8 protein-coding genes are annotated in these 13,104 nt (G+C 58.1%); all 8 read left to right on the top strand.

Annotated features, from left to right (window positions below; all coding sequences use genetic code 11):
- Positions 1-65 precede the first annotated feature (65 nt).
- The 8 genes from BLQ12_RS19120 (at position 66) to BLQ12_RS19080 (ending at position 13,088) form a co-directional block, all read left to right on the top strand.
- The gene (locus BLQ12_RS19120) at positions 66-623 is read left to right on the top strand and encodes a DUF4136 domain-containing protein (protein WP_092213076.1); all 558 of its coding nucleotides are present in this window, start codon (positions 66-68) and stop codon (positions 621-623) included.
- A gap of 565 nt (positions 624-1,188) precedes the next feature.
- Positions 1,189-1,746: an acetate uptake transporter gene (satP, locus tag BLQ12_RS19115; protein ID WP_092213074.1), complete on the top strand. Its 558-nt coding sequence runs from the start codon at positions 1,189-1,191 to the stop codon at positions 1,744-1,746.
- 600 nt (positions 1,747-2,346) lie between these two features.
- Positions 2,347-3,723 (top strand): aspartate kinase, encoded by a 1,377-nt coding sequence (locus BLQ12_RS19105; RefSeq protein WP_092213070.1) that lies wholly within the window; start codon positions 2,347-2,349, stop codon positions 3,721-3,723.
- A 303-nt stretch (positions 3,724-4,026) separates the two neighbouring features.
- Entirely contained in the window at positions 4,027-5,229 is a 1,203-nt protein-coding gene (locus BLQ12_RS19100; protein ID WP_092213068.1) for a tetratricopeptide repeat protein, read from the top strand.
- A 102-nt stretch (positions 5,230-5,331) separates the two neighbouring features.
- A complete protein-coding gene (locus BLQ12_RS19095; protein ID WP_092213067.1) occupies positions 5,332-10,122 on the top strand; it encodes an alpha-2-macroglobulin family protein in 4,791 nt (1,596 codons plus the stop codon).
- Positions 10,123-11,475: 1,353 nt separating this feature from the next.
- Positions 11,476-11,976 (top strand): GspH/FimT family pseudopilin, encoded by a 501-nt coding sequence (locus BLQ12_RS19090; RefSeq protein ID WP_152007017.1) that lies wholly within the window; start codon positions 11,476-11,478, stop codon positions 11,974-11,976.
- A gap of 15 nt (positions 11,977-11,991) precedes the next feature.
- Positions 11,992-12,693, top strand: a complete 702-nt coding sequence (locus BLQ12_RS19085) for a prepilin-type N-terminal cleavage/methylation domain-containing protein (RefSeq protein WP_092213063.1) — start codon at positions 11,992-11,994, stop codon at positions 12,691-12,693.
- A gap of 5 nt (positions 12,694-12,698) precedes the next feature.
- On the top strand, positions 12,699-13,088 hold the full coding sequence (locus tag BLQ12_RS19080) for a PilV family protein (protein WP_092213061.1): 390 nt from the start codon (positions 12,699-12,701) through the stop codon (positions 13,086-13,088).
- The last annotated feature ends 16 nt before the right edge of the window (positions 13,089-13,104 follow it).

The raw sequence follows: 13,104 nt of genomic DNA, 5'->3' as shown, positions 1-13,104 counted from the left end.
TCGCGGTCCTTGTACCGCGGGCAACGTGTTGGCGTGCCTGTTATCTTATTTTCCAGGAGGTATTCATGAAAAATACATGGTTTTGGATGGTCGCGATGGCTCTTGTGCTGGGCGGGTGTTCGGGGATCCGGGTCAATCAGGACTACGACCCGTCCAACCATTTCGGTGGGCTCAAAAGCTATGACTGGGCTTCGGAAACCCAGGGCATGACCGGTGACCCCCGCATCGACAACCCCTTGCGTGACACCCGAACCCGGGCTGCGATTGAGGGCCAGCTCAAGGCAAAGGGGCTGAAGAAGGCAACCGACGGAAGCGCGACGTTTTTTCTCCGGTATGAGTATGTCCTTCGCATGAAAATCCAGTCAAGCGGATCCGGCGGCAGCGTAGGGTTCGGCAGGGGCAGCCATGGCCGTTACGGCGGCATCGGCCTCAGCACGGGAACCAATGTCAGCGATTACGACGAGGAGTCCCTCACCATTGATTTCGTGGGCAGCGACCCTTCAGTCCTGTACTGGCGGGGGACCGGCGCCCAGCGCTACGCCGAATACAAAGACCCGGACAAGGCCATCAAGTCCCTCAACAAGCTGGTGAAAAAAATCCTGGATCAATTCCCCCCGAAGTAAGATCGTCGCACTGCCGAATCCGTGCCTCGACCCATTAGACCGGATATTTTACGAGTCGAGTGCACCCATACTCAAGGCACAAGAGCTGCAGATGTAGCTTTTTCCTTCAACGCTCTGGTCACGCAGAAGGAGGGCACCCGAAGGGTGAGGAAATCGAGCAGACAATTGTGAATGAAGACCTGCGTGGAGGCTCTCTCAAGGGAAACGTGGGCCTGTCTGGGTAGAAATGGTGAGCAGGAATGTGAACAATGGTCTATTTTGATTGCCAGCATCAGGAGGGTTCTGATATAACCCATCGTTATTTTCCGTGAAGAGAATGAAGGTGCCGACAGGATAAACGACAGGCGGTCGCCAAATACGTGAGACCCGTCCCAGACGGGACGAAAGCGGTAAGGCTTCCCTGTCAGAGTGTATACGGCATATAGGGTGAGGCACCGTGGCCGCAAATCCCTTGGCGGGACACCGGACGTGACGCAACGGACGGGCCCATTGTCCACGTGCAAGGGCGTGGTTTCGGCGTTTTAAAAAGAAATGGAGCAACAGGCAGGTAAGGAGACACAGATTCATGAAGGACAATGCTTTGGCAAACCCGGGACCTCTGGGGTTGATGGGTTTTGGAATGACGACCGTTCTTTTAAACATTCACAACGCAGGTTTTTTCCCCATGAGCGCCATGATCCTGGCCATGGGCCTTTTTTACGGGGGCATGGCGCAGATCATCGCAGGGATCCTTGAATTCAAAAAGGGCAACACCTTCGGGGTGACCGCCTTTATCTCATTCGGGCATTTCTGGCTCACCCTGGTGGCGCTGATCCTCATGCCGAAATTCGGATGGATTGAAGCCACGGAGCACCATTTTATGGGGTGGTATCTTTTTATGTGGGGGCTTTTTACCTTTTTCATGTTTTTCGGCACCCTCAAGGCCAACAGGGGGCTCCAGTTTGTATTCGGATCCCTGACCATCCTGTTTGTCCTTCTGGCCGCCCACCACTGGACCGGCTCCGAGCGCATCGGCGTGATTGCCGGTTTTGAAGGCATCATCTGCGGCCTGAGCGCCATCTACCTGGCCATGGCCGAGGTGCTCAATGAACAATACGGTCGTGTGGTGCTTCCCATCGGGTAAATCACACAAAAACAAAAACGTGCCTTCTATGGTTAAAGTGGGTGGAAAAAGCTTGCCTCCGGCGGCGAGGTGAGCCACCTCGAAAGCAGGTAGCGAATGCGCTTTCCCCTTCGTTCCTCAGGGAAAATCACATTCGCCTTTGGTTCAGATTAAACGGAATCTGTTTTTTTGGGGGGGCTGTTTATCAAACTTTTCAAAAGTTTGGCCCCCGGCAGGGCCGCCGGAGGCATCTTTAACTTGGCTGCCTCCGGCGGCAAGGTGTGCCACCGTGAAAGCAGGTTGCGAATGCGATTTGCCCTCCGGGATAAATCGCATCCGCCTTTAAAGCGATATTCAAGCAAGAAGATTTTCTAAGGCCTTCCACTGTGCGTGTTTTAACGGTGGAAGGCTTTTTTTGTTTCTCCCCCTTCCTGGCAGGCGCCCTGCGTCACGATGCATTTTGTTTCTCGCCGTGCGAACAGAGGCGCGACAGGGGCCCGGGCCCATTCGCAATTCTGGCGTTCAAGGTGGTTCACCTTGCCCTTGTTTGCTACCGGATGAGTATGGTAAGACAAACCAATTCTTATTGACGATGCAACCTCACGGAGAATCCCGAGCACCATGAAAGTGATAAAAATTGGCGGCGGCTGCCTCAAGGGCAAGAAGACCATTGAATCGATCCTCGATCTCCTCGCAGGTCGGGTGGGTGGCGATATCATCGTTGTTTCGGCGTTGAACGGCATCACCGACATGCTCATCGACGGCATGGCCGATGCCCTGGCCGATGAAGAGAACATCCCTCCGCTGATGAGCCGCCTGCGGACCAAACACATGGCAACGGCACGGCACATCATCGCCGATGCCGACCTTCAGAAGGCGTTTTCCAAAACCTTTGGAAAGGCCCTTCAGCGACTGGAGCGTTACTACTACGGCCTGAGCTATACCGGTGAGAGCACTCCCAAGATGCGCGATCTCATCAGCAGCTACGGAGAGCGCTTCAGCGCCGAGCTTCTGACTTGCGCCATGAGCGCACGGGGCGTCCGGGCCGTCTGCCGGATGCCCCAGAATATCGGGATGATCACCGACGGAAAGTACGAAGATGCCACCGCAGACCTTGAGGTGACCCGGACAAATTTTCAGGAGCACCTGAGCCCATTGCTTGATGAGGGGACCCTGGTCTTTATGCCCGGGTTTTACGGCATCAGCGAAGAGGGCAACATCACGACCTACGGCAGGGGAGGCACCGATTACTCTGCGGCCGTGGCTACCGTGGCCATGGAGGCCGAGGTTCTGGAGTTCTGGAAGGATGTGGCCGGGTTTATGAGCGCCGACCCGCGCATGGTGCCTGAGGCGGAGTTGATTTCCGTTCTCTCCTATGCTGAAGCCGCCGAGTTGTGTTATTTTGGAGCAAAGATCCTTCACCCCCGTGCCGTGGAGCCGGTTCGCCGTTACGGCCTGGACATCGCCATCAAGAGCACCTTGGACCCCGATGCCGAAGGGAGCCTCATCACCAAAAGCAGCCCCGAGGCACCCCATGTGGTGAAGAGCGTCACCCAGAATACCGACGTGGGCATCATCAAGGTGTACGCGTCCGGCATGGGCGCCCGGCCGGGCATGCTCTCCGAGGTGACGGGCTGCGTCACCGACAGCGGCATCAACATCCGGTCCGTGGTCACGTCCCAGACGTGTATCTCCATTCTCCTGGACAAGAAAGACATGGACCGGGGGTACGGGGCCCTTGAAAAGCTCACTCCCAATCCCTTCCGCAAGGTGGAAAGAGAAGATGACGTGGCCCTGATCAGCATGGTGGGGGAAGGTCTGAACGCCCGCAAAGGAGTCGCCGCCCGCTGTTTTTCCGCCATGGACGATGCCGGGATCAACGTGGAGATGATCGCCTTCGGCCCCTCGCCGGTGGCTCTGTATTTCATCGTCCGTGAAGAGGATTTAAAGGCCTCGGTACGCGCGTTGCACGCAACGTTTTTCAACGGCGGGGCGTAAGATAAAACATTCAAAAGCGATGTCTCCGGCGGCAAGATGAGCCACCTTGAAAGCAGCTTGCGAATGCGCTTTCCCCCTCATTCCTCGGGGGAAATCACATTCGCCTTTGACTTGGATTGGCCTGAATCCATTTTTTTAAAACCTGTTTGTTAAACTTTTTAAAAGTTTAGCCCCCGGCAGGGCCGCCGGAGGCAATACAGGCCGTTCTGATCCAACGCCAATGGTCACTGGCGGTTACCCGGACGGACGTAGACACCGCTTTTTTCCCTTTTACCTCATTTTTACACTTGCTAAGGAGCCTCCATGGGTCTTTTCTCTCTTTTTGTCAAATCACCCGAAGACCTCGAAAAAAAGGGTGACGCCCTTGTCCTGTCCGAACATTACGGTGCTGCCCGCACCCAATACGCCAGGGCCCTGGAGAAGCTGGCCGGGAAAGAGGCCGGCCAAGAAGCGCTTTTGGCCCGCATCGAAGAGAAGCACGCAGGCTGCGGAGAGTCCCTGGCCAAAGCGCACCTGGCAAATGCTGCAGACCTTCATGAATCGGGCATTGACGCCGAAGCCCACCACCTTCTTCACCTAGCTGGTCAGCTGGCCCGGGAAGCCGAGACCAAGGAGGCCATTGAGGCCCTTATAGGGGAGTTGAGCAGCTCCATGGCACGGGAAGGGGAGGAGTGGGACGACGACGAAGAAGAGGGCGGGGGCGATGCCCCTTACAGTGAGGCGGATCAGGCCTTCGAAGCCCTGTGCATGTCTCTTCCCGAGGAGCAGGGCGATGCCTACATGGGGTACGGCGATGCCTTCAGGAACGGGTACAACGCATTGAACTCCGGTGAATTTGCCGACGCAGAAGCGGCACTGGATGCGGCCCTTGGGGAGAACGGCGAAGAGGGGTACGTTCCCCTGGAACTTGCCGCCGCCTGCCTGAACCTTGGAAAAAGAGACAAGGCCGAAGCCCTGCTGCTTACCTTTTTATCCCATCACCCCAGGCATACCCACGGCGTGGAGCTTTTGTGCCACCTCTATCTGGAAGGGGGGGAGCCCGAAAAAGCCCTTGCCACCCTGGATGAAAACCTGAAAGATCTGGAGGGGTATCCCGTGGACCTCGCCCTGCTGAAAGGCCGGCTGCTGGCTGAGTGCGGACAGGCAGGGGCGGCCGAGGCCTGGGTCGGAGACCGACTGGAACACAACTGGGACGACAACCTTGCCTTTTTTCTCGCCAACCTGAAAAAGGGAAACGGCGATGCCCCGGCAGCCCGGAAGCTCCTGGAAAAAAGCATGGGTCTGTGCACCGGCTGCGGAAAACGTCCCCCCTCCCATATTCAGCTTACCTACGCCAACCTGCTCAAAGAGGACGGCGATACCTCCGTCTCCCTTATCGAGCGTTACTTAAAGCTTGCCATGGAGGACCCCGCAACGGCTTCTTACGCATATCAGGCCGTCAGCGACATCTATCGAAGCAAGGGGGATGCCCCCGAAGCCGACCGGTACGCCGCCATGGTGAGTTAACATGGTGTGAGCCGGATCATGGCGGCAGTACCGGCGGTGTGGTAGCTGTGGAAACGAATACCTTACGTTTTTTAAGCTGTTTTCTACACGAAGGATTCCACCATGAAACGATTCGTCTGTCTTCTGTTCAGTCTGGTAATGGTGCTGTCGGCCTCGGTTTCCCTTGCCGCCGACAGGTTTCGGGTGTTGGACATCGGCGAGCGGGAGTATGAAAACGGCCCGGCGCTGTCCGTCCTCTTTTCCGATCCCCTTGCCCGGGATGTCCTGCAGGGCGGGTTTCTCCGGGTAACGGTGGGCACTGGCCTTGCCGACGGGGGCTGGGTACTCTCGGACGACGGGCGGCGGCTCTGGTTTCCCCATGTGGAGGCCGAGACCACGTACACGGTCTCCGTTGATGAAGGGCTGACCTCCGCCGCAGGAAAGACTCTGGGTGAGCCGGTTGTACGTCAGGTGGAGACCCGGAAGGTGGAGCCCATGGTGGGCTTTGCCGGAAGCGGCCTGGTGCTGCCCCGGGGGCTTACCGGAGGCCTGCCCGTGGCCACGGTGAATGTTCAGGCGGTGGACCTGGAGTTTTTCCGTATCAACGAAAAGGGGTTGAGATCCTTTGCCCAGTGGCGCAACCCCACTGACAGTATGGGGCTTTACCAGCTGGAGGACATGCCCCAGTACGGGGAGCTGGTCTACTCGGCCCGCTTTGACCTGGACCCTGTGAAAAACCGCCGGGTGGTGCGCCATATTCCCATCCGCGAGATCGCAGCCCTTTCGGAGACCGGCCTCTATTTTGCCGTGATGAAGCGGCCCGGCACCTTTGCCTACGCATACCAGAGTACCTTTTTCATGGTGACCGACATGGGCCTTTCCATGCGGTCCTACGCAAAGGAGACCGTGGCCACAGCCTCTTCCCTTGCCTACGGGACCGCCTTGTCCGGGATTCGGGTCTCGTTTTTTGATGACAAGGGCCGAAAGCTGGGAGAGGGGCGGACCGATGCGCTGGGGTTGTACCGGACCCGGGACCCACGGGCCAAAAAGACCGTCCTCATTCGCGGAGAAAGCGATAACGGGGACCTTGCCTTTCTCTCCACCCGGGCACCCCGAAACGATCTCTCCGAGTTTGAGGTCACCGGTCGCAAAGACAGCCCCGTGGATGTGTTCGTCATGGCCCCGCGAGATCTTTACCGGCCCTCCGAGACCGTCCCCCTTTCGTTTCTGGTGCGGGACAACGACGGCAAACCCGTGGACGTGAAAAACCTGTTCATTCGCTGGGTCAAGCCGGGGGGCAAGGTGTTCGGCAACGTGAGCCTGGCACCTTCGGGCACTTCCGGATATTTTCAAACCACCGCGACACTTCCCGGCAACGCCCCCACGGGGCGCTGGCGTGCCGAGGTGCGGCTGCGACCCGGCAAGGGGAGCCCGGTTTCCACCTTCGGGTTTCAGGTGGAGGAGTTTCTGCCGGAGCGCATGGCCATGGATCTCTCGTCCGACAAAGCCGTGCTGGTTAAAAAGATGGCCCACTCCCTTCAGGTGGCCGGGCGGTATCTGTACGGGGCCCCTGCGGCTGGGAACAGGGCCGAGGGCCGGCTCACCCTGCGGACCCGGAGAGCCTGTTTTCCGATGGCGTTAAAGGATTTTTCCTTTGGCCTGGAAGAGGACGCGGACTTTCTCTCCGTCTCGGAGCTGGGAAGCCTTACCCTGGACGCCAGTGGTAACGGCGCCTTTGCCGTGGACGAAGAGGCGGGAAAGAGCCGGTCGCCCCTCTCCGTGACCTCGGAGGTGAGCCTGTTTGAAAGCGGGGGACGCCCGGTAACCCGGCGCTTTTCTCTGCTGTGGCTGCCGGACAGGCGCATGCCGGGGATTCGGTACCAGGGAGGCCAGGGCGGGGCAGGGGAGATCGAAACGCACAGCCTGGACCTTGTGGTGGCAGATACCGAGGGAAAACCCCTTGCCGTAAAGCAGCTTCTTCTTAAAGTCATCCGCAACGACCGCAACAGCTACTGGGAATTCACCGAAGGGGCCGGGTGGCAGCATCGGGTCACGGAGAAACGCTATACCTTTGCCGAGTCCTTCATTGACCTGCCCGCAGGAATCCTTACCCATAACCTGACCCTGCCCTCCGGCGAGTACACCATCGAGGCCGTGGATCCCGGCACCGGTCTCTCCACAACCCTTTCCCTTTCTTCCGGCCATGGTTACGGCGGCACCGACGGTGCGCCCCATCCCGCCAGGGTCAATCTTCTCTTTGATAAAAAAAGCTACCGGGCCGGAGACGTGGCCCGGGTGAAGGTGGTACCCCCCGATGAGGGGGAGGCACTGGTGATGGTGGAGGGAAAGACCCTCCTCTGGGCCCGGCGCACGGCCGTTGAAAGGGAAGGCACCGTGGTGGAGATCCCCGTTGACGAGTCCTGGTCGAGTCACGACATCTATGTAAGCGTCGTGGTGTTGCGCAAAACAGCCCCAAAGGAGCCCGAGACCCCCTTGCGCGCCATAGGTGTCCTTCACCTTCCCCTGGATCGCGACCCGCGGGCCCTGGATGTGGAGGTCCTTGTGAGCCGTACCTGGAAGGAGGAGGCGCCCCTGCCCGTCACCGTGACGGTGAAAAAAAAGGGGCAGGCCCACTACGGCCGCGTCTGGGTGGCTGCCGTGGACGTGGGGATCCTCGGGATCACCAGCTTTCCCACCCCGGATCCCTATGGCTGGTTTTTTGCCCGGAGGTGGTATGACGTGCAGAGCACGGACCTCTTTGGAAAGGTTATCGAGACCGATACGGCCCTTGGAGCAGCCATTCGCTTCGGCGGTGACGGGGACATCTCCCTGGGCGGTGGAAAGCCCCAGGCGGAGGTGACGCTCTTTTCCCGCGTCATGGGCCCCTTTGAGACCGACCGCAGCGGAAAGATCACCACGGAGATTCCCCTGGACGACTTTTCGGGAACGGTTCGTCTCATGGTCGTGGCCTTTGACGACACGAGCTTCGGGGCCTCGGAATTCGAAACCACGGTAACCCCGCCCCTGGTGGTGCAGCTTTCTGCCCCGAGGTTCCTTGCCCCCGGGGATGTCTCTACCCTGACGGCAGACTTGACGCGCATGGTGGACGGGGAAGCGGAGTATACCCTCACCATGGAAGCCAGGGGGCCTGTCTGCATCGACACCGAGCCCGAAGAGATAAGGCTCTCTGCCGGAAAAAGAGAGATCCGGTCCTGGTCTGTGGCGGCGGCATGTGACGAGGCTCTGCCTCCCTACGGGGTGGGGGAGGTGGTGATGACGGTGAAGGGGGACGGGATGGTGAAACGCGTCTCCACGCAATGCCCCGTTCGCCCCGGGTACCCCGGCGAGGCCCGGGAGACACGCCTTCGCCTCAACCCCGGCGAGAGCCTGACCCTTGACTCCCGGTCCATGGCAGAGCTTATCCCCGCCACCGTGGGCGGTGCCGTTGCGGTTTCCACCAAACTGCCCCTGAGCAGCGACGCCTATGTTCGCGACTTGCTCCAATACCCCTACGGCTGCCTGGAACAGGTTGTCAGCCGTGCATTTCCCCAGCTCTGGCTCCTGCCTGAGCGGGCAAAGGCCATGGGCATTGAACCCTTGCCCTTGGAGAAACGTCGGGAGATTCTGGATGATGCCGTTGCGCGGATTGTCTCCATGCAGCGATACACCGGCGGCTTCGGCCTCTGGAATGCCATGGGGCCAGAGGATCCCTGGCTCTCCTGCTATGCCGTGGATTTTCTCCTCTCCGCTCGGGAGATGGGGGTGAGGGTGCCCACGGACGCCCTGCGTCGAGGGTTGGAACGCCAGCGGACCTGGCTGGTGAAAGGGCCCACCGGAGAGTTGCGAAACGATCGGGCCGCCTCCTTTGCCGTCCGCAGCTACGCCGCACACAACCTGTCCCGGGTTCGAAAAGGGCAACTGGCAACCCTTCGCACCCTTGCCGATAACCATCTCAACGACGCGGCCGATGCCCTGGCAGTGGCCCGCCTCGCCCTTGCCCTCAAAACCTCCGGGGACAAGAGGCGAAGCCGGATAGCCTCAGAAAAAGCCCTGGCCCTGAGGGCCGATGCCGGGCTCTGGCGAAGGGACTACGGCAGCAACCTGCGGGATCTGTCCATGACCGTGGCCCTTTTTACGGAACACAAGATTTCGGTGCCTGCCATGGCAGACATCCTGGATACCCTGGAGACAGACCTCAGGCAACGGAGGTGGTTGAGCACCCAGGAGCGTTTTGCCCTGTTTCGCCTGGCCCTGGCCTTTGCCGAACACGACGATACCGTCTCCCTTGCTGTGGCCGAAGGCCCGGATACCCGGGACGTCAAGGGCAAAGGCCCCTTTGCCATGAACCTCACCGCCAAGACCCTGGCCTCTGGGTTGTCCCTCACATCCAGGGGCAAGGCCCCCCTGTTTGCCTCGGCCGTGGTCACGGGCTACGCCAAAACGCCTCCGTCTCCCATGGATGAGCGTATCCGTGTTGTCCGTGAGTATTTCGATTTTGAAGGCCGAAGCCTGGATCCCGAGATCCTGCCGTCGGGGACCCTCATGCTGGTGAATCTTCGCGTGACAGCTGCCGAGGCAGTCCCCGATGCCCTTGTGGTGGATTTGCTTCCCGCCGGTTTTGAGATCGAAAACCCCAACTTTGAGCACAGCATCCGCGCCGATGAAACCGTGGTGCGGGGCCGGGCGGTCTGGCGCCATGCAGAGCAGAGCCCCCTGGTCCACGCCGAGTACCGTGAAGACCGTTTTGCAGCGGCCGTGTACCTTCACAAAGACCGTGAGTTCAACCTGTTTTACGTGGTTCGGGCCGTGTCTCCCGGCACCTTCACCGTCCCGCCTCCCTTTGCCGAGTCCATGTACCGTCCTGGGATTCGAGGGATTGGGCAAGGCGGCCGGGTGATCCGCGTGGAGAAGTAAGGATCGGTACAAAAATAAAACGAATAAAAGTAATAGCTTCTATGGTTAAAGTCGGGTTAACCACAGAGCCACAGAGGGCTCAGGAAAAAACAAAAGCGATGCCTCCGGCGGCGAGGTGTGCCACCTCGAAAGCAGGTGCGAATGTGCTTTCCCCCTCGTTCCTCGGGGAAAATCACATTCGCCTTTGATTTTGATTGGCCCGAGTTTGTTTTTTTATCCTGTTTGTTTAACTTTTTAAAAGTTTATCCCCCGGCAGCAAGGTGGGGGCACCTTGAAATCCTATGGCGAATGCATGGAGCCAGCCCTTGTGCAAGCGTTCTCGGGGCATTCGCGTGAGGTGTGACATGTGGCAACCGTTTTTGCAGGAAAGACCCATTTCATTCTTCTGGAAACACGATGACGGGCATTGGGGATTCGCTTGACGCTAATCGGAATAACCCCGGCGGTAAGGTTAGCCGCTGTGAAACCTGTTCGCCGTTGCGTTTTAACCCTTGCCACTCGGGTTAAAGTGCAGCGGCATTTTTGTGCCTGAGACCTGTTCCGGATATTTTTTCGAGGTGGAAGTGAGAAAATCGAGCGGAAAACCGTGAATTGCATTTTACATTTTATAAATGTCTTGTTTGTTTGTGGTAACTACCTGTAATGACATTTGTTGCTTTGGCGTGATTGGATTTTTATGAAATGTCCGGGTTAAATCAAGGGCAGACGGTACGGGGGGCCTTGGAGTTGACGCAGATATGTCTGCCTCAACTCCCATCCCATGGGGTTTCGGCCCTGTTCGTCGCTTCCGCGTTCTGTTTTTTCAACATGGTGTGGTGTGTTGCCATGTTGAATTTCCATAGCGAATTGTTCGTTAACATATAGTAAAATTAATGATATTTTTTTTGTCGGTAAATCTGCTATAATAAGCCTATATAACATGCGACCGCATTCTGCGCTCGAACCCCCGGGCCCTTGAAACAGGCGCTTGGGAAGACGATATCCCATAACCTGAGGGCTTTTTCGGGTGCATCCCCGGAGGTGCCTTCGCAAAAAGTCACCGTTGAACGACCCTTCACAACAAGGTGCGCATCATTCGATCCGAATTTCAATAAACCGCCCCTTCCCCTTACCTGCGCACGATTTTTGACGAAATCTGATTGTGTCTGTGCCTGATTGCTTTTTTTTGGGTTGGCCCTGACCGGTTTTCGTACTCTGCTATCCGTTTTTGCTTCATCGTTCGTGCAATATTCCACTGACAAAAAGGCTTTCATCGTTTTTCGTCCATATCAGGGCGGTCCCATGACTCACTACCTGTCGCACCTTTGCCTCGCAGGTTTTCACTGCGGGGCTGTGTGGGAAAAGGAAGGAAACATGAGCAACAGCAGAGGGATGACTCTTCTTGAACTGATGGTGGCGGTTGCGATTGTGGCCGTTCTGGCGGGTATTGGTGTGCCTGAGTTCAAGCAGTGGGCCGCAGGACAGCGTCTCAACTCTTCGGCCCGGGACGTGCATCTCGTGTTGCAGGTTGCCAGGGCCGAGGCCATCAAGACGGGGGACAACGTGGTGGTCGCTTTTACCGAAGGGGTCGGGGCATCCGGGCAGTACCTGGCCTTTGTGGATGACGACGGCGACCGTACCCTGGATACGGGGGAGACCACCCTTGAGTCCGGGAGCTTTCCAAACGGTATCGATATGTTCCATGCCCGTTTTGACCTGTCGGGGTCCGGCACCCAGAACAAGGATCGGACCCATTTTGGCCGTCACGGACTGACCACCGGGCGCAATGGGGAGGTCAAGTTCAGAAACACCTACGGAAAGGCGATGCGTGTTGTGCTCAACGGGGCCGGAACCAGCCGCGTGGAAACGATGTAAAGGGAGGTAATACTCATGACGATGCAGCGGGAACCACAGGGGTTTACCCTCTTGGAAATCCTGGTGGCCATGGCCATTTCCATCATTTTGATCTCGGCGGCCTACTTTTTTTACAACTATCAGCTTCAAGCGCGCATCACCCAGGAACGGGTCACCGACATGCAGCAGAACCTGCGTGCTGCCATGCTCCTCATGGAGGACGATATCCGTATGGCCGGGTATGATCCCAACGGCACCACGGGGGCTGCCATCACTGTTGCAACTGCCTCTCAATTTTCTTTCAGTTATTCTCTGGACGGCGACGCCAACGGCACGGACGATGACGGGGACGGCACCGTGGACGAGGCAGACGAAGCGCTGCTTACCGAGACAATTTCCTATGCCCTTTTTGACGAAGGGAGCAACGGCTCCACCGATCTTGGCCGCACCGTCGACACCGGATCGGCTGTGGCAGTTTCGGAAAACGTGGAGGCCATGGCGCTCACCTACATGCTTGAAGACGGCAGCTTTACGGAAACCCCCACCGACCTTACCCAGATTGTGGCGGTGCGTTTTGCCATCCTGGCCCGGACCCGTGGGGAGGAGCAGGGGTTTACGAACAACGCCACCTACTCATACGATCCAACCGATACAAGTAAAGTGTGGGGACCTTACAATGACGGGCACCGGCGGCGTCTCCTGCGTCATATGGTGCGGTGCCGGAATCGGGGGATTTAAAGTATATGGAAAAGCATCGGAACACGCACGAAGAGGGCACGACCCTCATTGAGGTGATGGTGGCCAGTGTGGTTCTCCTGGTGGGTCTTCTGGGTATCGCTGCCCTCCAGATCCATGCCATGAGGGCCAACGCCAATGCCTTTAATATGACCGAAGGCGCTGTGACCATTGGGGATCGCATTGAACAGGTTCTTTCAGAGACGTGGACGGATAAAACCACGGGAGGCGACCTGGCGGAAGGCCCCCATACTTCGACGGAAGGAGACTACACCGTCACATGGCAGGTGGAAGACTCGGACAACGGTCGGAGCAAGACCGTGAACCTGAACGTGAGCTGGGGGAGCGGGGACGATTCCCATTCCATTTCCCAGGTGATGGTGCGGACAAAACAGTGATGGGACTGAATGGGCT

Origin of the sequence: Desulfoluna spongiiphila (genome assembly GCF_900101345.1) — a bacterium.
GTDB classification, from domain to species: Bacteria; Desulfobacterota; Desulfobacteria; order Desulfobacterales; family Desulfolunaceae; genus Desulfoluna; species Desulfoluna spongiiphila.
The sequence above is the reverse complement of the archived record's forward strand: the minus strand, read 5'-3'. Positions and strand labels throughout refer to the sequence as shown.

Bases quoted from the DNA above. Each gene is read 5' to 3' on its own strand.
- BLQ12_RS19100 (WP_092213068.1), top strand. From the start codon at position 4,027: ATGGGTCTTTTCTCTCTTTTTGTCAAATCACCCGAAGACCTCGAAAAA.
- BLQ12_RS19105 (WP_092213070.1), top strand. From the start codon at position 2,347: ATGAAAGTGATAAAAATTGGCGGCGGCTGCCTCAAGGGCAAGAAGACC.
- BLQ12_RS19090 (WP_152007017.1), top strand. From the start codon at position 11,476: ATGAGCAACAGCAGAGGGATGACTCTTCTTGAACTGATGGTGGCGGTT.
- BLQ12_RS19120 (WP_092213076.1), top strand. From the start codon at position 66: ATGAAAAATACATGGTTTTGGATGGTCGCGATGGCTCTTGTGCTGGGC.
- BLQ12_RS19095 (WP_092213067.1), top strand. From the start codon at position 5,332: ATGAAACGATTCGTCTGTCTTCTGTTCAGTCTGGTAATGGTGCTGTCG.
- BLQ12_RS19085 (WP_092213063.1), top strand. From the start codon at position 11,992: ATGACGATGCAGCGGGAACCACAGGGGTTTACCCTCTTGGAAATCCTG.
- satP (WP_092213074.1), top strand. From the start codon at position 1,189: ATGAAGGACAATGCTTTGGCAAACCCGGGACCTCTGGGGTTGATGGGT.
- BLQ12_RS19080 (WP_092213061.1), top strand. From the start codon at position 12,699: ATGGAAAAGCATCGGAACACGCACGAAGAGGGCACGACCCTCATTGAG.